General features: G+C 68.1%; 18 protein-coding genes, 1 tRNA gene and 2 pseudogenes. 3 read left to right on the forward strand and 18 right to left on the reverse strand.

What is annotated here, in order from left to right:
- Positions 1-174 precede the first annotated feature (174 nt).
- On the reverse strand, positions 175-1,026 hold the full coding sequence (locus FHS97_RS02780) for a peptidylprolyl isomerase (RefSeq protein WP_184033078.1): 852 nt from the start codon (positions 1,024-1,026) through the stop codon (positions 175-177).
- Between the two features lie 90 nt (positions 1,027-1,116).
- On the opposite strand from FHS97_RS02780, the gene FHS97_RS02785 reads away from it, so the two are divergent.
- Positions 1,117-1,207: transfer RNA gene (locus FHS97_RS02785), tRNA-Ser, on the forward strand.
- A 576-nt stretch (positions 1,208-1,783) separates the two neighbouring features.
- Here the strand turns inward: FHS97_RS02785 and FHS97_RS17350 are convergent.
- The 13 genes and pseudogenes from FHS97_RS17350 to trbB all read right to left on the reverse strand — a co-directional run.
- Positions 1,784-2,827, reverse strand: a pseudogene (locus FHS97_RS17350) (recombinase family protein); the annotation flags it as partial.
- Positions 2,824-3,561: an HVO_A0114 family putative DNA-binding protein gene (locus FHS97_RS17825; protein ID WP_484592883.1), complete on the reverse strand. Its 738-nt coding sequence runs from the start codon at positions 3,559-3,561 to the stop codon at positions 2,824-2,826. The pseudogene FHS97_RS17350 and the gene FHS97_RS17825, both read right to left, overlap by 4 nt.
- A 147-nt stretch (positions 3,562-3,708) precedes the next feature.
- Positions 3,709-3,951, reverse strand: coding sequence for a DUF2274 domain-containing protein (locus FHS97_RS02795; protein WP_184033079.1), 243 nt, complete (start codon positions 3,949-3,951; stop codon positions 3,709-3,711).
- A gap of 5 nt (positions 3,952-3,956) precedes the next feature.
- Positions 3,957-5,111, reverse strand: a complete 1,155-nt coding sequence (locus tag FHS97_RS02800; RefSeq protein ID WP_221233113.1) for a TraB/TrbI/VirB10 family type IV secretion system protein — start codon at positions 5,109-5,111, stop codon at positions 3,957-3,959.
- Positions 5,112-5,197: 86 nt separating this feature from the next.
- Positions 5,198-6,103, reverse strand: a complete 906-nt coding sequence (trbG, locus tag FHS97_RS02805) for a P-type conjugative transfer protein TrbG (protein ID WP_221233114.1) — start codon at positions 6,101-6,103, stop codon at positions 5,198-5,200.
- Between the two features lie 50 nt (positions 6,104-6,153).
- Entirely contained in the window at positions 6,154-6,843 is a 690-nt protein-coding gene (gene trbF, locus FHS97_RS02810) for a conjugal transfer protein TrbF (protein ID WP_184033082.1), read from the reverse strand.
- Entirely contained in the window at positions 6,843-8,171 is a 1,329-nt protein-coding gene (gene trbL / locus FHS97_RS02815) for a P-type conjugative transfer protein TrbL (RefSeq protein WP_184033083.1), read from the reverse strand. The genes trbF and trbL overlap by 1 nt, the downstream gene beginning before the upstream one ends.
- 3 nt (positions 8,172-8,174) lie before the next feature.
- Entirely contained in the window at positions 8,175-8,444 is a 270-nt protein-coding gene (gene trbK-alt / locus FHS97_RS02820; protein ID WP_184033084.1) for a putative entry exclusion protein TrbK-alt, read from the reverse strand.
- An 8-nt stretch (positions 8,445-8,452) separates the two neighbouring features.
- Positions 8,453-9,214, reverse strand: coding sequence for a P-type conjugative transfer protein TrbJ (gene trbJ / locus FHS97_RS02825; protein WP_184033085.1), 762 nt, complete (start codon positions 9,212-9,214; stop codon positions 8,453-8,455).
- On the reverse strand, positions 9,211-11,649 hold the full coding sequence (gene trbE, locus FHS97_RS02830) for a conjugal transfer protein TrbE (protein WP_184033087.1): 2,439 nt from the start codon (positions 11,647-11,649) through the stop codon (positions 9,211-9,213). Before trbE ends, trbJ begins: the two co-directional genes overlap by 4 nt.
- 12 nt (positions 11,650-11,661) lie before the next feature.
- Positions 11,662-11,937, reverse strand: coding sequence for a VirB3 family type IV secretion system protein (locus FHS97_RS02835; RefSeq protein WP_184033089.1), 276 nt, complete (start codon positions 11,935-11,937; stop codon positions 11,662-11,664).
- Complete coding sequence (locus tag FHS97_RS02840; protein WP_184033091.1) at positions 11,937-12,269, reverse strand: TrbC/VirB2 family type IV secretion system protein; 333 nt, start codon at positions 12,267-12,269, stop codon at positions 11,937-11,939. Before FHS97_RS02840 ends, FHS97_RS02835 begins: the two co-directional genes overlap by 1 nt.
- Positions 12,266-13,270 carry a P-type conjugative transfer ATPase TrbB gene (gene trbB, locus FHS97_RS02845; RefSeq protein WP_184033093.1) on the reverse strand — a complete coding sequence of 335 codons (1,005 nt, stop codon included), beginning with the start codon at positions 13,268-13,270 and terminating at the stop codon, positions 12,266-12,268. Before trbB ends, FHS97_RS02840 begins: the two co-directional genes overlap by 4 nt.
- Positions 13,271-13,513: 243 nt before the next feature.
- On the opposite strand from trbB, the gene FHS97_RS02850 reads away from it, so the two are divergent.
- On the forward strand, positions 13,514-14,005 hold the full coding sequence (locus FHS97_RS02850; RefSeq protein ID WP_343053348.1) for a DUF2867 domain-containing protein: 492 nt from the start codon (positions 13,514-13,516) through the stop codon (positions 14,003-14,005).
- 21 nt (positions 14,006-14,026) lie between these two features.
- Here the strand turns inward: FHS97_RS02850 and FHS97_RS02855 are convergent, their stop codons facing one another.
- The 3 genes from FHS97_RS02855 to FHS97_RS02865 form a co-directional block, all read right to left on the reverse strand.
- Positions 14,027-14,461, reverse strand: a complete 435-nt coding sequence (locus FHS97_RS02855) for a ribbon-helix-helix domain-containing protein (RefSeq protein ID WP_184033097.1) — start codon at positions 14,459-14,461, stop codon at positions 14,027-14,029.
- A gap of 12 nt (positions 14,462-14,473) precedes the next feature.
- Entirely contained in the window at positions 14,474-16,465 is a 1,992-nt protein-coding gene (locus FHS97_RS02860) for a conjugal transfer protein TraG (protein ID WP_184033098.1), read from the reverse strand.
- Positions 16,466-16,573: 108 nt separating this feature from the next.
- Positions 16,574-16,873, reverse strand: a complete 300-nt coding sequence (locus FHS97_RS02865; RefSeq protein WP_184033099.1) for a DNA -binding domain-containing protein — start codon at positions 16,871-16,873, stop codon at positions 16,574-16,576.
- A gap of 103 nt (positions 16,874-16,976) precedes the next feature.
- Here FHS97_RS02865 and FHS97_RS02870 point away from each other — a divergent pair, with 103 nt between their 5' ends.
- Entirely contained in the window at positions 16,977-17,228 is a 252-nt protein-coding gene (locus FHS97_RS02870) for a helix-turn-helix domain-containing protein (RefSeq protein WP_184033100.1), read from the forward strand.
- A 16-nt stretch (positions 17,229-17,244) separates the two neighbouring features.
- On the opposite strand, the pseudogene FHS97_RS17355 reads toward FHS97_RS02870, so the two are convergent.
- Positions 17,245-18,213 (reverse strand): annotated as a pseudogene (locus tag FHS97_RS17355) (LysR family transcriptional regulator).

Raw genomic sequence — 18,213 nt, forward strand, 5'->3', positions numbered from 1 at the left:
GGCAATCGAACACCGCTCCTCGAGCGTAAGCTGACGATATCTCGACATGGCAGCACCTGTCTCAGGTGTTGCACTTCGTTTGTGAACTCAGGGGGATCCCGCTTCTGCCGTCGAGAAGCGGGCTCCGGATCAAGGCCGGTGGGACTGAGCGGGCGGCCCCACCGCCCGGTCATTTCACGGCACCCGCCGCACCTCCAGCGGTACTTCGCAGACCTCGATCCCGCCACCGCCGATCGTCGGCGCGGGCGGGTTCTCGCGGCGGCGGATCATCGCCGCAAAGCGCTGGTTGTCGGCGGCACGATATTGGTAGCGCGGGCGCTCGGCGGCGGGCATGTCGCTGGCGAGCCGCATCGCGACGATCGGGGTACGCTCGGCTGCATCGGCATAGACGCCCATCGGCGCATCGCTGCGCGGCAGCGACGAAAGATATTGCATCCCGGCGATGATCCGCCCGACCAACGCGTAGTTGCGGTCGAGCCGTCGCGCCGACTGGCCGATCGGCGTCGACATCTCCGCACCCGATCCGGAGGTCGGATCGGCGTCGCGCGCGACATTGACCATGCCATAGCAATGCGTCAGCCAGGCATGGCCGCGCCCGTCGCTGGCGACCGGCCAGCCGTCCGCGGTGATGCCCGATATGGCGGAATGCGGATCGGGGCGGGTGAGCGTCTGGGCGGGGGCGAAGCGCGCGATCTCGAACTCGGGCGGCAAATGGCTGGGAACGCCGGGGGCAAGCGGCTTCTGCTCGGTCGCATCGCCCCATTGCGCGACCCAGTTTTCCTGCACGCGATAGACGCTCAGTCCGTCCCACCAATGCGCATGCGCCAGTATGCGGATGCTCGCGACATGCAGCGGCGCATAGGCTGCCGCGAGCCGGATCACGACGATGCGGTCCCCCTTCAGCCGCATCACCAGCAGCTCGTCATCGGGGATCGTGCGCCAGTCGCTCGCGATCGGTTCATGGGACGCGGGCGTCGCGGCGGCGGGCGCCTGGGTGAGCAGCAGGAGGGCGGCAAGCGTCGACATGGCCGCATCGTGGCGCAACCCCGTGCGGGAGGCAATCGACCCGCTTGCGCAATATGGCGACTCCGACTAGTGCCGCCGTTCCAAGCATGCGGAGCGGTGGCCGAGTGGTCGAAGGCGCTCGCCTGGAAAGTGAGTATACGTCAAAAGCGTATCGAGGGTTCGAATCCCTCCCGCTCCGCCATTTCAGTACCCGAGCGGGCACGCCGATCCCCGCCGATTTCCCTCCTTCCGCGGCCACCAGCGTCCTGAGCAGGTCGCTCTTCGATCCCATGATGCGCACCTCGTCGTCGCCAACCTCGACGCGCTGGGCGAGCGCGCGGAGGTGATCCCGCCGATAGCCGCCCCCGTCGAGCCGCATCCGCTCGCGTGCGACTTGTGACAGCCGCCCGACCATCTCCGGCGTGATCGCCCGCTCGCCGGTGCTCTCCAGCATCGCCTGCGCCCGGTCGGCGTCGACGCGCGACTGGTCGCGGATCACCTTGAGGCCGGCAATACGCTCCTTGAGCGCCGGATCGTCGAGGTCGGCGACGCCCGCCTCGATCGCGTCGTAGAGGCGCTTGAGCCGCAGTTCCGATTCGGCGGCGCGGCGGTTCAGTTCGGCGATGTGGACGCGGCGGCGCTCGGACTGCTCCTCGCGACGGCCAAGGATCGTCTCCAGCAGTTCCTCCAGCCGGTCGGGGTCGAGCAGCCGCTCCTCGATATGGCCGGCGACGAGGCTGTCCAGCTTGTCCATCGGGATCGCGCGGCCCTTGCAGCCGGTCTCCCCCTGCCGCGCCTTGATCGAGCAGGCATAGTAGCGGTAGCGCCCGCCCTTGCCGGTGCGGATGGTCATCGCGCCTCCGCAATTGCCGCAGAAGCAGATGCCGGTCAGCAGCGTCGGGCCGATGACGACGCGGTGCGGCAGCGCGGTCTTCTGGTTGCGCGCCTTCATCAGCGCCTGCACCGCGTCGAAGGTGGCGCGCTCGATCAGCGGCGGCACCGCGACCGTCACGACCTCGGCGTCGGGCTTCTTCTCCTTGGTCTTGGAGCGGCGGTTGAACTCGTGTTCGCCGATATAGGTACGCCGCGTCAGGATACGGTGGACCTGGCCGATGCCCCAACGTCCGCCGTCGCGGGTGAAGATGCCGCGGGCGTTCAGGTGCTTGACGATCGCCTTCACGCCCATCTGGCTGTGATCGGCCTCGGCGCCGATCGCGAGGCGGTAGATCAGGCGGATCGTGTCGGCGTGGAGCGGATCGATCTCCAGCTTCTTCTTGGTCTTGGCGCCGCGCTGCTCGGCCGCGACGGTGCGGTAGCCGATCGGCGGCAGCGAGCCGTTCCAGAAGCCCTGCCGGGCGTTCTCCTTCAGGGCGCGCAGGACGTGCTTGGCGTTCTCCTTGGACTGGTATTCGTCGAAGAGCGCCATGATCTGCCGCATCATGACGTGCATCGGGTCGTCGCCCATCTCCTGCGTGATCGAGACGAGACGCACACCGTTCTTCGCCAGCTTCCTGACGTAGAACTCCAGCTCGAAATGGTCGCGGAAGAAGCGGCTGAACGAGTGGACGACAACCACGTCGAACGGCGCGGGCTTCGAGGTGCCGGCCTCGATCATGCGCTGGAACTCTGGGCGGCGGTCGTTGGTTGCCGACGCTCCCGCCTCGACGAACGTGTCGACGAGCTGGTAGCCGCGCGACGCGCAGTACGCCTCGCCCTGCCGCTTCTGGTCGGGGATCGACACGTCGTGCTCGGCCTGCCGGATGGTCGAGACGCGCAGGTAGAGCACGGCGCGCTGGGCGATGACGGGCGTTTCGGCGTTCACGGCTGTTCTCCTTGCTTGTCGGATGTCGGGATCAGCTCCAGCGTCAGCACGACGCGATCGGGGATGACTTTCGGTGCGAGCTTGCGCCCGCTGCGCTCCATGCGGACGATGCCGTGGGCGATCATGGCCTTCAGCGTGCGGGACAGGTTGGGCTTGGCGCGACCGGTCAGCGCGACGAGGGCGTCGAGCGACTCCGGCTCGCGCTCGGCGATGAGGCGGAGCATGTCGCGGTTGGCGGCGGACAGGATGCGGGCGAAGGATTCGGTCGAGCCGAACCAGACCGCCGGCTCGCCGGACGCCGGCTGTTCCTCGCCTCGCATGATGCGTCTGGCGCGGGCCTTCATCTCTTCGGTGTCGGCGATGCCGATCGTCAGCGTCGTCACGGTGCGCGCGTCTCCCGTCCTGGCAGCCGCCGGGCCGGGCACGAACGTCAGGCAGGCCGAATGCTGTCCACGACAATTATTATCAATAGACAACATCGGCCAGGGAAATGATGGGGCAACCGACGCTCGTCGCGCGCGCCTATCGGCCGGTCGGTCCGAACAGCTCGTCGAAGAGGTCGCCGAACCATCGCTCGAACACCTCGATCTCGGCCTCGGTGATTGGCACGCGCTCGGGCCAGTCGTCGGTGACGCGCCACGTCTTCGCCGCGGCGGCGGGCGGTGGTCCTTCCCGTTGGTCCGGCTCGACGGTGTAGTAGTCGTAGAGATCGTCGGGCAGAATACCGGCGGCATCGCCTGCGCGGCGGGTGGAACGAGGATGACGGTCGGGCACGGATGTCGATGAGGTATCCTGCTGTTGGTCGGGGCACGGTCCCGCCCCGCGATCCTGCCGCCTCGTTCCTCGCGGTGAAGTGAGCATGACGCGATACCTCGATGGCGTCAGCCGATCGCAGTGGCAGACGGGCCGCCGGCCCGCCGTGCCTTCGCGAACGCCCGATCGGTCGCCATGAATCGCTCCAGCATCGGCGCGATCAGCCGCGTGGGGTCGGCAGCCGGTTGCCCGCTCTCGCGAGCGAGCACCTCGGCGTAGGCGGTGAGATCGCGGTGCAGGTCCGCCGGCAGTTCCAGCGTGACCTTCACGGGCTTGTCGTCGGCGATGGGTCCGAGCTTCAGCTTCGCCATGATGTTCAGTTCCTATAGGGTTCCAGGACGAGGTCGCGGGTGACGATCACGCGGACCGGGAAGCCCGGCCGGATGGTGAGCGTCGGCGCGATGTCGAGCTGGCGGCCGACCACCTGCCGGCCAGCTTGGCTGATGCCGTCCGACGCGCCCTGGCGCAGCGCACGGACGAGGTCGCCCTGCTCGCCCGAGCTGCCCGCCTGTGCGCCGACCGACAGCAGCGTGGAGAGGCCGGCGGCCTTGGCAAGATCCCACCAGTGGTGGTCGACGCCGTCCTCCAGCCCGGCATAGCCTTGCGCGTCCGCACCGGGCTGGCGCTCCAGCACGATCGAACGGCCGTTGGGGAAGATGAGGCGGGTCCATGCGAGCAGCACCCGGCGCTGACCGAAGCCGACGCCGTTGTCGTACTGGCCGATCAGCCGCGTGCCCTGCGGGATCAGCAGCAGGCGCCCGGTCGGGCTGTCGTAGACGTTCTCTGTCACCTGCGCGACGATCTGGCCGGGCAGGTCCGAGCGGATGCCGGTGATGAGCGCGGCCGGGATCACCGCACCGGCCTGCACGACATAGGGCGACGGCGGCCCCGTCACCCGGTCGGGTGCAACGGTGCGCCGGTCGGCGGGCTGGTTGAGGAAGGCGAGCTGCCGATCCTGCGCGGTGGGCGTGCCGGTCTGGCCGGGCGTGCCCATGCCGGCGAGGTTTGGCATCCCGTCGCTGGGCACGCCGCTGGTCGCCGGGGTCTGCGCACCGGACTGGAAGAAGACGCGGCTGGTGCGCGCCGCCTCCACCTCCTGCCGCCGCCGTTCCAGTTCCTGGCGGCGGCGCTCGATCTCGGCATCGGGCGCGGCGGGTCCAGCCGGCGCGTCGATCCCCGGCACGGGCACCGGCTGGCCGCGGTTCTGCGCGTCGAGGATGGGGCGGCCGAGATCGCCGGGCAGCGGCGGGCCGAGCACCGGGCCGGTATAGTCTTTCGGCAGCGCGGCGAGTCCGTCTGGTGTCGAGCGGCCCTCGGCCGCGTAGACCTCCTCGGCCGGTTTGCCGCCCTGCTGGACCTGGAGCGCATAGATCAGCGCGCCGCCGAGACCGACGCTGGCGACGCCGCCGAGCACCGCCAGCGCCTTGCGCGACATGCGCGTGACACGCGGCGGCTCCGGTCGGAGCCGCATCGGCGCGACCGGCTCGCCGGTCAGCGGCTGGGCGTCGTCGTCTGTGTCCGGCTGGCTCGGCGCACTCTTCGCGGGATCGATGGTGCTCATGACGATGGCCTTCCATCGGTGCGGAGGATGCGGACGGTCTGCTGGCGGTCGCCCTTGCCGAGCCGCAGCTCGGCGGCACCGAATAGTCGGTCGACAATGAGGATGTTGCCGTGGACGCGGCTGTTGACGATCTCCGGCTCGCCTTCGGGGCCGACGACGAACAGCGGCGGCATCTCGCCCTGGACGATGCCGAGCGGGAACTCGACGTAGACGCGCCGGCCATCGTCGTAGACCGCGACCGGCCGCCACGGCGGCGCGTCGCCGCTCAGCGCATAGCGATGGCTGCGCTCGGCGGCGGCCGGGACGATCGGCGTCGCCGGCACCGTCGGCTGCGGTGAGGGCGGCGGCGCCGGATAGCTCCACGCGACTGAGGGCATGTAGGGCCGCTCGCCCGCGTGCAGCTCGATCATGTAGAGGCGACGGTCGGTGGTGATGACGAGGTTGGTGGAAAGGTCGGCCCGCGTCGGCTTGACGAGGACATGGACGCGACGCGTCTCGCCCGATCCGCTCTCGGTGTCGCCGATGATCCAGCGCGCGGTGTCGCCGGCCGCGATCGGGCCGGCGCCGGTCAGGCTTTCGCCGGGTTCGAGGGCGATGTCGGTGATCTGCCCGACCGCGGCATAGACCTGGTACAGCGCGCCTTCCGACCACGGATAGATCTGGATGGCGTTGTAATATCCCTCGCGGCGCGGCTGGACGCGGGCGGCGGCGTTGGCGTTCTCGACGTGAGCAATCGCGGTGCCGGCAGGCTGACCGCCCCGCGCCGGTGTCCACGGCGGCGGAACATGCAGCGGCCGGGGCCGTGCCGGCGCGGCGACCACCGGAACGGGCGGCAGCGGCGGCACCTCGGCGTCGTATGTGATCTCCGGCGGCTTCTGCGCCGTGGCACAACCGGCGAGCATGGTGGCCGCGAGCAGCACGGCGGGAGCGACGATCTGGCGGACAGGCGCGCTCACTGGCCCATCTCCTTCGACCAGTTGATCGCGTTGACGTAGATGCCGAGCGGGTTCTTGCGCAGCGCCTCGGCATCGCGCGGCGGCTGGACGACCACCGTGAGGATCGCGGTCCAACGCGATGTCTCGGCGAGGCTGCCGTCCTGATAGCGCCGCTCCGTCCATGCGACGCGGAAGCTGTCGGACGATGCGCGGATGACCGACGACACGTCGACGGCGATCTGCTGCTTGCCGACCCTGGCGAACGGGTCGTTGGCGCGAGCGTAATCGTTGAGCGCCTGTGCCCCGGCTGCGGTGGTGAAGTCGTAGGCGCGGAGCCAGTTCTGCCGCACGACGATCGCGTCGGCCGGGATGCTACGGACCTCCTCGACGAAGCGCGCGAGGTGGAAGGCGATCTGCGGATCGGTCGGGCGGAAGCTGGCGGTGGCCGGCTCCACCGCCTGCGCCTGGCCGAGCCGGTCGACTTGCACCACCCACGGCACGATCGAGCCGCTCGCCGACTGCCAGACCAGCGCGGCCGACAGGCCGGCGGAGAGCGTCAACGAGCCGAACGCCATCAGCCGCCAGTTGCGCGCCTGGACGCGGGCGGAGCCGATGCGGTCGTCCCAGACCTGCGCGGCGCGCTGGTACGGGGTCTCGGGCTGCGGGGACTTGCCGTAATGCGCGGCGGGTCGTTTGAAGAGGGTCATCAGCGGTTGCCTTGGTCGAGGGAGATGGAAGAGCCGCCGCCATGCGCGTCGCCGGATCGCACGGCGTGCGCAGCGGCCTGGACGCCGTGGGTGAGTTGCTGCGAACGCTTCATGCGCTTCGCCCATGCGGGTGGGCCTCCCGCCGCTGGAGCCGCGGGAGCCGGGCCGTCACCGTCCGGCGCGGCATCGCCGCTGACGGCACGGCTGCCGGCCTGGAAGCTGGAGCGGAGGCTGTCGGCCGCGCGACCGGCGGCGCGCTTGAGCGGCGATACCGCCGCCTTGCCGCCCGCGCTGGCGACGTTGCCGAGGCTGGAGGCAACGCCGGCCATGCCCGACTGTCCTGCCGCACCGGCCTGATAGGCGGTGGACACGCCACCGGCGAGCGCCGCTCCCCCGCGCGCAGCAGCGGCGGCACCGCCTGCGAGGGCAGCGCCACCAGACGCGACGGCACCGATCGCAGCACCACCGGCGGCGACCATGCCACCCGCCGCAAGGCCGGTGCCGATCGCCGCGCCCGCGCCGAGCTGCGGCCCGCCGGAGACGAGGCCGTTGGCGATGCCGGGACCGAAGATGCCCAAGCCCAGCAGCGACAGCGCGGCGAGCACGATCGCCATCGCATCGTCGATGGTCGGCGTCCGGCCGCCGAAGCCGCGGGTGAACTCGCCGAACAGCGTCGAACCGATTCCGACGATGACGGCGAGCACCAGCACCTTGATGCCGGACGAGATGACGTTGCCGAGTACGCGCTCGGCCATGAAAGCGGTCTTGCCGAACAGGCCGAAGGGGATGAGCACGAAGCCGGCGAGCGTGGTCAGCTTGAACTCGATCAGCGTGACGAAGAGCTGGACGGCGAGGATGAAGAAGGCGAGCAGGATCAGCGCCCAGGCGAACAGCAGGCAGGCGATCTGGATGAAGTTCTCGAAGAACGACCAGTAGCCCATCAGCCCGGAGATCGAGTCGAGCAGCGGGCGGCCGGCATCGAGACCGGTCTGCGCGACCTTGCCGGGCCGCATCAGGTCTGCGGCGGAGAAGCCGGTGCCGCTCGCCTTCAGGCCCAACCCGGCGAACGAGTCGAAGACGATCCGGGCGAGGTTGTTCCAGTTGCCGATGATGTATGCGAAGACGCCGACGAACAGCGTCTTCTTCACCAGCCGCACGATGATGTCGTCGTCGCCGCCCATCGACCAGAACAGCGCGGCCAGCGTCACGTCGATGACGATCAGCGTGGTGGCGATGAAGGCGACCTCACCCGACAGAAGGCCGAAGCCGCTGTCGATGTAGCGGGTGAAGACGCCGAGGAAGCTGTCGATGACGCCGGTGCCCTGCATGGCTCAGCGTCCTTCCGCAGCGGTGGATTTCCCGAGGAAGCGGGCGCGGTTGTCGGCCCATGTCTTCAGGCATCCGGGATCGCGCGTTGCTGCTTCCCCCATGAACTGGCAGCGGGCGAGCGCCTCGCGCAGCGGATCGGCCGGTGCGGTGGACACGTCGACCGTGACCGGCACCACCGGCTTCTCCTTGCGCGTCATCTCGATCGCGGCGGCGGTGATGGCGATGCCGGCGAACGCGGCGGCGCCGATGCGGGCGAGCGTCTTCCCTTGCATCGTCCGCCTCAGTTGCCGGGGTTGAACATGCGCGCGTTGCCGGGCTGGTAGCCCGTGCCCGGCGCGAGGAAGCGGCGGCGCTGCTCGCGACCCTGCTCGGCCGCCGCCGCCCGCTCGGCATCCGACAGCGCCTGCGCGCGGCCGTTCGCCGCCATCATCGCGGTGAGGTCGGCGAGCTGCTGCGCCTGAAGCGCGAGGAGCTGGTTGCCGGCCTGCGTCGCCTGGAGCGCGCCGGTGGCGCCTTGGCTGCGGGTGACGAGGTTCGCCATTTCCGTGCGATTGGCGTCGATGCTGCCGACGACGCCGGCCTGCACGCGCATCGCGTCCTGCAACCCGCCGACCGTGTTCTGCCAACGCGACCGGGCGTCGGTAACAAGCTGCCGGTCGGACGCGGTCATCGACGCGCTGCCGTATTGCCGCTGGAACGCCTGGTCGATCGACCGCACGTCGAAGGCGATGTTCTGGGCCTGCTGGAGCAGTGCCTGCGTGCGGCGGACGTTCTGCTGGAGCTGCTGGAGCGACGAGTACGGCAGGCCGGCGAGGTTGCGCGCCTGATTGACGAGCATCGTCGCCTCGTTCTGGAGCGAGGCGATCTGCTGGTTCACCTGCTGAAGCGTGCGCGCCGCCTGGAGAACGTTCTGCGCGTAGTTCGACGGGTCGAACACGGTCCACTGCGCGCCGGCGGGCGCGGACAGCATCGGCGACAGGGCGAGCGGCACGGTGAGGATGGACGCGGCGACGAGCGCCGCGCGGCTACGGCGCAGGATCATGATGGTGTCTCCAGGTTGGTGAGGTCGGGAATGAGGTCGGCGGCCCAGCCGACACCGCGGTGGCGCAGCCATGCGGCGAGGAAGCCGACGCGGCCGTGCTCGGCGACGATCGCGGCGATGGCCTGCTGATCGGTGCGCGCGGATGCGGCGCACAGCGCCAGCGCCACCTCGGACAGCCCCAGCTCGAACAGGCGGTTGCCGCGCCGCGACTGGCAGTAATAGTCGCGCTTGGGGACGGCTCGCGCGAGGATCTCGACCTGGCGGTCGTTGAGGCCGAACCGCCGGTAGATGGCGGTGATCTGCGGCTCGATCGCGCGCTCGTTCGGGAGCAGCAGTCGGGTCTGGCAGCTTTCGATGATCGCGGGCGCAATGGCCGACCCGTCGATGTCCGACAGGCTCTGCGTCGCGAAGACGACGGAGGCGTTCTTCTTCCTGAGCGTCTTCAGCCACTCGCGGAGCTGCCCGGCGAAACCCTCGTCGTCCAGCGCCAGCCAGCCCTCGTCGACGATGATGAGCGTCGGCGATCCGTCGAGCCGGTCCTCGATCCGGTGGAACAGATAGGCGAGCACGGCGGGCGCCGCATCGATGCCGATCAGCCCCTCGGTCTCGAACGCCTGGACGGTCGCGCTGCCGAGATGCTCGGCTTCCGCGTCGAGCAGCCGGCCCCACGCGCCGCCGACGCAATAGGGCCGCAGCGCCTGCTTCAGGTCGTTCGACTGGAGCAGCACGGCGAGGCCGGTAACGGTGCGCTCCTCGACCGGCGCCGACGCCAGCGACGACAGCGCGGTCCAGAGATGCTCCTTCACCTCCGGCGTGATCTGTACGCCCTCGCGCGTCAGGATGGCGACGAGCCAGTCGGCCGCCCATGCGCGCTCGGCCGTCTGTTCGATGCGGGCGAGCGGCTGGAGCGACACGCTGGCGTCGCTGCCCTCGGTCAGTCCGCCGCCGAGATCGTGCCAGTCGCCACCCATCGCCAGCGCGGCGGCACGGATCGAGCCGCCGAAGTCGAAGGCGAACACCTGCGCGTGGCGGTAACGGCGAAACTGCAACGCCATCAGCGCGAGCAGCACCGACTTGCCCGCGCCGGTCGGGCCGACGACGAGCGTGTGGCCGACATCGCCGACGTGGAGCGACAGGCGGAAGGGGGTCGAGCCTTCGGTTCGGCCGTATAGGAGCGGCGGCGCGTCGAAATGCTCATCGCGCTCCGGGCCGGCCCAGACGGCCGACAGCGGGATCATGTGGGCGAGGTTGAGAGTCGAGATCGGCGGCTGCCGGACGTTGGCGTAGACGTGACCCGGCAGACTGCCGAGCCACGCGTCCACCGCGTTGATCGTCTCGGCCATCGCGGTGAAGTCGCGACCCTGCACCACCTTCTCGACCAGTCGCAGCTTCTCGTCGGCGATGCGTGCATCGGCATCCCATACCGTCACCGTCGCGGTGACGTAGGCGATGCCGGCATAGTCGGCGCCGAGTTCCTGAAGCGCGAGATCGGCGTCCGCCGCCTTGTTCGAGGCATCGGTATCGACCAGCACCGATTGCTCGTTGGTCATTACCTCCTTGAGGATCGCGGCGACCGACTTGCGCTTGGCGAACCACTGCCGCCTGATCCTGGTGAGCAGCTTGGTCGCATCGGTCTTGTCGAGCAGGATCGCGCGGGTCGACCAGCGATACGGGAAAGCCAGCCGGTTCAGTTCGTCGAGCAGGCCGGGCGTGGTCGCGGTCGGAAAGCCGGTGATGGTCAGGATGCGCAGGTGCTGCGTTCCGAGCATCGGCTCCAGCCCGCCGGTGAGCGGCTGGTCGGCGAGCAGCGCGTCGAGATACATCGGCGTCTCTGGCACGCGGACGCGGTGCCGGTGCGTCGAGACGCAGGCGTGGAGGTAGGTGAGCGTCTCCGCGTCTCCGAGCCAGCGGCACGCCGGCATGAAGGTCTCGACCAGCCGCAGGACGCGATCGGTGCGGTCGACGAAGCCGGTCAGAACCTCGTGCGGGTCGATGCCCTTCCGCTCGCGGCCCTCATAAAGCCAGCCTTCGGCCCGCGCGGCATCCTCGGCCGGCGGCAGATAGGTGAAGGTCAGGAAGTAGCTCGACTCGAAGTGCGCACCGGCCTCCTCGAAGTCCGCCTTGCGCTCCGCATCGACCAGCGCGGAGGCGGCGTCGGGAAAAACGCTCGCCGGATAGGTCACGGCGGGGTGGCGCTGCGCCTCGACGAAGATCGCCCAGCCGCTCCCCAGCCGGCGGAAGGCATTGTTGAGCCGGCCGGCGACAGCGACCAGTTCGGCCGGGACTGCGCTGTCGAGGTCGGGGCCGCGGAAGCGTGCGGTGCGCTGGAAGCTGCCGTCCTTGTTGAGGACGACGCCGGAGCCGACCAGCGCCGCCCAAGGCAGGAAGTCGGCGAGCCGCGCGCCGGTGCGGCGATACTCGGCGAGGTGCATCATGATTTGCGCCCCTCAGACCGACAGGTGGCCGGGGATGCGCAGGTGGCGGCGCACGACGTCGACGAACATCGGGTCGCGCTTCGCCGCCCACACCGCCGCGACATGCCCCACCGCCCAGACGGCGAGGCCGACCAGCCAGAGGCGCAGGCCGAGGCCGAGCGCCGCCGCCAGCGTGCCGTTGAGGATGGCGAGTCCGCGCGGCGCGCCGCCGAGCAGGATATGTTCGGTCAGCGCCCGGTGGACGGGTACGGCGAAGCCCGGCACCTCGCCGGCAGGATCGCCGGCCATCAGACCAGCGCCCCGCCGCCAAACGAGAAGAACGACAGGAAGAAGCTCGATGCGGCGAACGCGATCGACAGGCCGAAGACGATCTGGATGAGCCGGCGGAAGCCGCCCGACGTATCGCCGAACGCGAGCGCGAGGCCGGTCGAGATGATGACGATAACCGCGACGATCTTGGCGACCGGTCCTTCGATCGACTTGAGGATCGACTGGAGTGGCGCCTCCCACGGCATCGACGAGCCGGAGGCGTGGGCGGCCGGGGCGGTCATCACGCTGATGACGACGACCGCTACCGCGGTCTCGAAGCGGCGGCGGGCAAGGCGAAAGCGAGAGGTCATGCAAAGTCTCCTGTGCTGGTGGGGGTGAGCGAGGCCGCCGGTCGTTCGGCGGGCACGACGCGGTAGTCGCCGTCCGGGCCGAGCCCTTCGACGCGGGCAAGCTCGGAGAGGCGGCGCATCGAGCCGCGACCTGCCAGGACGGCGACGAGGTCGATCGTCTCGGCAATCAGCGCGCGCGGGACGGTGACGACGGCTTCCTGGATGAGCTGCTCCATCCGCCGCAGCGCGCCGATCGCGCTGCCGGCGTGGATGGTGCCGATCCCGCCGGGATGGCCGGTGCCCCATGCCTTCAGCAGGTCGAGCGCCTCGGGGCCGCGCACCTCGCCGATCGGGATGCGGTCGGGGCGCAGGCGCAAAGAGGAGCGGACGAGATCGGAGAGCGAGGCGACACCGTCCTTCGTCCGCATGGCGACGAGGTTGGGCGCGGCGCATTGCAGCTCGCGCGTATCCTCGATGATGACGACGCGGTCGGCGGACTTCGCGACCTCTGCCAGCAGCGCGTTGGTCAGCGTCGTCTTGCCGGTCGATGTGCCGCCCGCGACGAGGATGTTGGCGCGGAATGCGACGCCCTCGCGCAGCACCTCGGCCTGGGCCTCGGACATGATGCCGGCCGCCACATAGTCGTCGAGCGTGAACACCGCGACCGCGGGCTTGCGGATGGCGAAGGCTGGCGCGGAGACGACCGGCGGCAATAGTCCCTCGAACCGCTCTCCCGTCTCGGGCAGCTCGGCCGACACGCGCGGGGCACCGGCATGGACTTCCGCGCCGACATGGTGCGCGACCAGCCGGACGATGCGTTCGCCATCGGCCGGTGACAACCGCTCGCCTGTGTCGGCCAGCCCCTCGGACAATCGGTCGATCCAGATGCGCCCGTCCGGGTTCAGCATCACCTCGACGACGGCGGGGTCTTCCAGCAGCCGGGCGATGGCAGGGCCGAGCGCGGTGCGCAGCATCCGCGTGCCCCGCGCCAGACCTTCCGAATTGTGCTGCGTCCCCGCCATGCGATCCCCGTTCCTGCCGGGGCGACATCAGCGGTCCCGAACGGGGTCGAGTAAGAGAGCCTGAAACTCGGCCGTTTCAACAAGTATCGAAGCCCGTGCGGGCATGGCGAAGAAACGGCGGCAATCGGCGGGAGCGGCTGCCCAGCAGGCGCAGCCTTCAGATCGATAGACTCAGCCGCGAGGTGGCGACTCTGTTCGCCGCCTTCTATGCTGACTTCTGACAGCGACTGGCGAGGAAACTACGTGGATACTGCATCGCCCGTTATGACCCTGCGCCCAAAGCAGGAACTCGATTACTACGACAGCCGCTCGATCACTCTCCCTGTTGCCGTCACGCCGCTAGAGGCTTGGAATCTCATGCGGTCCGAGCCTCAACCGCTCATGCATCTGGCGTTCAAGGCAAGGGACGCGATCTCGTCGCTATTTGGCGTCAAGCGCATCGGCGGGTTTTCAGGCGCGCGGTGCGACGTGGCGAAGGTCGGCGACCGGCTCGATTTCTTCCTCGTCGAGCACGTTGCCGCGGACATGCTGGTTCTGACCGAACGCGATCGGCACCTCGATGTCATGATCTGCCTTTCAACGCATGGTCGGTCGGTCACGATCACCGCGTCCGTGTTCACGCACAATGCCTTTGGTCGCCTCTACATGCTGCCGGTCGGACCCGCGCATAAGCTGATCGTCCACAATGATCTCAGAAGGCTGAAACGCAAGGTCGAGACCGGGATGACGCAGTAGCAGGCGCGATGCTCGGCGGCGTCAGGCACCCGCATCCAAATTTCTGCCTCCGTCGATATCGCGCGACAGTTCCTTCAGGAACCGGTCGCCGGTCGCGAGCCGCCGGCCGAGCGTTTGCAGGAAGCCCTCGAACCGCTCGCTGCCCTTCGCCCGCGCGGACGCCTGCGCGCTGTCGGGCAGCGGCGGGGTGACGGTGAGCCAGAAGCGGATGAACAGCGACAGCGTCTCGCCGACGATGGCGAGGTCTTCGTCCATGTTATCGATCTGGCGGCCGATCCGGTCCATGCGGCGCGCGAACACCGCCTCAAGCCGTTCGGAGGCATCCGCCGACAGGAAGGACGCGACGGCGGCTTCGACGATGGCGGACTTTGATACGTTGCGGCGGAGCGCCAGCGCCTCGACCTTCTTCAGCAGGTCCGGGTCGAAGTAGACGTTCATGCGGGTCTTGGTCGGCATGGCCAATCCTCCTCAAAGCTCGATGCCATCGGCCGGGTCCATCGACGCCTGCCGCGCGACGGACGTGATCTGGCTGCGAAGACTGCGTGCCTTCGCGGCGTCGACGTCGGGGTCGTCGTCGAGCACGTCGAACTCGTTGACGGCCGGGTGCTCGGGCGGCGCGATCTCCTCCTGCTCGGGCAGATCCGGCTCGCGGCGGATGCCGGCGTTGGCCGGATCGGCGACGCTGCTATCGGCACTGCTCTGCACCGATCCTACTATCGGCGTTGGGATCGCCAGCGCCGACCAGTCGTCTGCTGGCGATGTCGCCGTGTGCTTCGGTTCGGTCGGCTTGGGAGGCGGCAGCAGCCGTTCGCGGAAACGGGCATCCTCGTAGTAACGTGCTTTCTTCGCCCGGATTGGCGGCAGGCCCGCGACCAGCAGCAGCTCGTCGGCTGGAGGAAGCTGCATCACCTCGCCGGGGGTGAGCAGCGGCCGGGCCGTCTCCTGCCGCGACACCATCAGATGCCCGAGCCAGGGCGACAGCCGGTGGCCAGCATAGTTGGTGGAATCGCGCATTTCGGTCGCGGTGCCGAGTGCATCGGACACGCGCTTGGCGGTGCGCTCGTCGTTGGTCGCGAAGGCGACGCGGACATGACAGTTGTCGAGCACGCTATTGTTCGCGCCGTAAGCCTTCTCGATCTGGTTGAGGCTCTGCGCGATCAGGAAGCTCTTGATGCCGTAGCCGGCCATGAACGCCAGAGCACTCTCGAAGAAGTCCAGCCGGCCGAGCGCGGGAAACTCGTCGAGCATCAGCAGCAGGCGGTGGCGCTTGGCCGATCCGTTCAGCTCCTCGGTCAGCCGACGTCCGACTTGGTTGAGGATCAGCCGGATCAGCGGCTTGGTGCGGGCGATGTCGGATGGCGGCACGACAAGGTAAAGGCTGACCGGGCGCTTGCCCGCGACGAGATCGGCGATGCGCCAGTCGCACCGCGCCGTCACCTTCGCCACCACGGGATCGCGGTATAGGCCGAGGAACGACATGGCGGTCGACAGCACGCCGGACCGCTCGTTGTCGGACTTGTTGAGCAGCTCGCGGGCCGACGAGGCGATGACCGGATGGACGCCGGCTTCGCCCAGATGCGGCGTCGACATCATCGCGCGCAGGGTCGCTTCCACCGGACGTTTGGGATCGGACAGGAAGCTGGCGACGCCGGCCAGCGTCTTGTCAGGTTCGGCGTAAAGGACGTGGAGGATCGCGCCGACCAGCAGCGAGTGGCTGGTCTTCTCCCAATGGTTGCGCTTGTCGAGCGCACCTTCGGGATCGACGAGGATGTCGGCGATGTTCTGCACGTCGCGGACCTCCATGTCGCCGCGCCGCACCTCCAGCAGCGGGTTGTAGGCAGAGGACGCCGCGTCGGTCGGGTCGAACAGCAGTACGCGGCCGTGCCCGGCTCGGAAGCCGGCGGTCAGCGTCCAGTTCTCGCCCTTGATGTCGTGGACGATGACGCTGCCCGGCCAGGTCAGCAGCGTCGGGACGACGAGGCCGACGCCCTTGCCTGAGCGCGTCGGCGCGAAGCACAGGACATGCTCGGGGCCGTCGTGACGGAGATAGTCGCGGTCGAGCCGGCCGAGCAGCACCCCGTCCGGGCGGAGCAACCCTGCCGCCTTCACCTCCTCCGGCGACGCCCAGCGCGCCGAGCCGTAGGTCGCGACGTTCTTCGCCTCCTTCGCCCGCCACATCGACAAACCGATCGCCACCACGATTGAGACGAGGCCGCCCGATGCAGCGATGATCGCGCCCTCGACGAAGATCGCGGGCGCATAGGCGTCGTAGCAGTACCACCACCAGAAGAAGAGCGGCGGATGATAGACCGGCCAGTCAGCGACCTCGAACCACGGCGCGCCGAGCTGGGGCTGGAAGCCGAGCCGCCACGCCGTCCATTGCGTCGCCGCCCAAGTGGTGGCGACAACGATCGCGAGAACGAGGGCGACCTGCCCCCAGAGTATCTGGCCTCCGCGCATACCGGCTCCATCGAAAGGGAGCCGATCAGAGAATGCACGTCTCCGGCGCTGGCAATGAAAATCGCTGGCGAGTGGGCTGCCGGATACTGTGGCGAAGAAAAGGGATGGTCAGTGCGGCCGGTGCTGCGCTTTAATGGCAGCCTGTTCGAGAAGGCACCGATAGCCCGTATGTGTCATCCACTGCGCGCGGGCCAGATGGCTCTCCCAGCACGCGTGTGTCCGGCACTCATCGGCGACGGGATCACGGTGCAGGACGATCGTCGCTACCTCCCGCCAGTCGGCGCGGTCTGCGTCGGCGTCGAGCAGGCGCATGTACGTTACGAAATGCCGTTCGTCGTAGGTCGTGATCTTCGGCTCGCTGGGAGCCAAGTCATCAACCTCCGGGTCAAGCTCGGGTTTGATCCTCATCGCATGGTCGTCCTTCAGGCATCCACCTATTCTAATCCTGAAATGGGATAATCCCAAGTCAGGATTAGCGGACCGGCTCCCCCTGATCGGAGAGCCGGGTCGAATGCAGAAGTCCTTGCGCACGCCTCGGCAGATGCTGCTGCAATCACTCCTCGTCGAGGCGCGCAAGGCTGAACGCCTCACTCAGGCCGAACTGGCTGGCCTGTTGAATAAGCCGCAATCCTTCGTCGCCAAGTATGAGAGCGGTGAGCGTAGGATCGACGTGATCGAATTCGTCGACATCAGCGCGGCGTTGAGGATTGCAACCGGCGATATCCTTGCCAAGATCAAGCCAGAGATTGGACCCAGAGAATAGCGCCGAAGTGGGTCGACTAAGGATTCGATTCAGCGCTGCCCATCGCATTGGCTAGATCAAGCAGATTTTTGAGCGCGGCGTTGCGATTATGCGGCGACCATACCGCATGGAATTGGATCTGCTCGGACTCGTCGACAATCTGGCGGAAGATGACACCGGGGATCGGTAGGAAACTGGCGGCACCGCTTGTCAGCGTGATCCCTTCTTCTGCCTCTACCATATGCAACAACGTATCTCGCCCGACATCGCTACGACGCAGACGAGGCGTATATCCACGTTCGACGAGACGCCGTACGATCTGGTCTCTCAGATTAGGGCCTGCGCCGCCTTCTCGGACGAGAAACGTCTCAGCAGCCATGTCACGCCATGACAGCAAGCTGATGTCCGCCAGCCGGTGCGATATGGGCAGTGCAGCGACATACGGCTCCTTCTATAGCGGTTTCGAATGGCAGTCGGGCACATCGACCGCCCCCATAACGAACGCAACGTCGAGCTTCGCTCCGCGCAAATTGCTGATCGTTTCCGCCGCCCTTCCTTCTACGACAGTCTGTTCAACTTCTGGATAATCACTCCGGAAGCGACGTCGTAAGTCGGCGAGGAACCCGCCTGCCATCGACGAATGTAAGCCGATCGCCAGCCTACCGCTGGTGCCCATCGAAAGCGTGCTGGCCGTGCGTACCGCATGATCGACCTGTTCGATGCCAGCCGACACCTCGACCACGAAACGCCTGCCGGCTTCGGTGAGACGCACCCCGCGATGGCGACGCTCGAAGATTAGAATACCAAGTTCCTCCTCAAGCGCCTTTATTCGCGCGCTGACACTCGACTGGCTCACGCCGAGATGATTGGCCGCGTGATGGAAGTTCAAATATTCGGCGACGGTCAAAACTTGACGCAACGATACAAGTGGAATGCGTTTGGTCGAGCAAAGGAAGGTATGTTCTTTTGGATCATGGCTATTTTTCGAACGGAACAGCCGTGTCAC

The organism is Sphingomonas endophytica, assembly GCF_014199415.1.
In the GTDB taxonomy this organism is placed as follows: Bacteria; Pseudomonadota; Alphaproteobacteria; order Sphingomonadales; family Sphingomonadaceae; genus Sphingomonas; species Sphingomonas endophytica.

Excerpts from the sequence above, each read along its gene's own strand:
- FHS97_RS02835 (WP_184033089.1), bottom strand. The coding sequence starts at position 11,937 with ATGGCCGGCGATCCTGCCGGCGAGGTGCCGGGCTTCGCCGTACCCGTC.
- trbF (WP_184033082.1), bottom strand. The coding sequence starts at position 6,843 with ATGACCCTCTTCAAACGACCCGCCGCGCATTACGGCAAGTCCCCGCAG.
- FHS97_RS02795 (WP_184033079.1), bottom strand. The coding sequence starts at position 3,951 with ATGGCGAAGCTGAAGCTCGGACCCATCGCCGACGACAAGCCCGTGAAG.
- trbG (WP_221233114.1), bottom strand. The coding sequence starts at position 6,103 with ATGCTCGCCGGTTGTGCCACGGCGCAGAAGCCGCCGGAGATCACATAC.
- FHS97_RS02855 (WP_184033097.1), bottom strand. The coding sequence starts at position 14,461 with ATGCCGACCAAGACCCGCATGAACGTCTACTTCGACCCGGACCTGCTG.
- trbB (WP_184033093.1), bottom strand. The coding sequence starts at position 13,270 with ATGGCGGGGACGCAGCACAATTCGGAAGGTCTGGCGCGGGGCACGCGG.
- trbL (WP_184033083.1), bottom strand. The coding sequence starts at position 8,171 with ATGCAGGGCACCGGCGTCATCGACAGCTTCCTCGGCGTCTTCACCCGC.
- FHS97_RS17825 (WP_484592883.1), bottom strand. The coding sequence starts at position 3,561 with ATGCCGCCGGTATTCTGCCCGACGATCTCTACGACTACTACACCGTCG.
- FHS97_RS02860 (WP_184033098.1), bottom strand. The coding sequence starts at position 16,465 with ATGCGCGGAGGCCAGATACTCTGGGGGCAGGTCGCCCTCGTTCTCGCG.
- trbK-alt (WP_184033084.1), bottom strand. The coding sequence starts at position 8,444 with ATGCAAGGGAAGACGCTCGCCCGCATCGGCGCCGCCGCGTTCGCCGGC.
- trbJ (WP_184033085.1), bottom strand. The coding sequence starts at position 9,214 with ATGATCCTGCGCCGTAGCCGCGCGGCGCTCGTCGCCGCGTCCATCCTC.
- FHS97_RS02870 (WP_184033100.1), top strand. The coding sequence starts at position 16,977 with ATGCAGAAGTCCTTGCGCACGCCTCGGCAGATGCTGCTGCAATCACTC.
- FHS97_RS02865 (WP_184033099.1), bottom strand. The coding sequence starts at position 16,873 with ATGAGGATCAAACCCGAGCTTGACCCGGAGGTTGATGACTTGGCTCCC.
- FHS97_RS02840 (WP_184033091.1), bottom strand. The coding sequence starts at position 12,269 with ATGACCTCTCGCTTTCGCCTTGCCCGCCGCCGCTTCGAGACCGCGGTA.
- trbE (WP_184033087.1), bottom strand. The coding sequence starts at position 11,649 with ATGATGCACCTCGCCGAGTATCGCCGCACCGGCGCGCGGCTCGCCGAC.
- FHS97_RS02800 (WP_221233113.1), bottom strand. The coding sequence starts at position 5,111 with ATGCGGCTCCGACCGGAGCCGCCGCGTGTCACGCGCATGTCGCGCAAG.
- FHS97_RS02780 (WP_184033078.1), bottom strand. The coding sequence starts at position 1,026 with ATGTCGACGCTTGCCGCCCTCCTGCTGCTCACCCAGGCGCCCGCCGCC.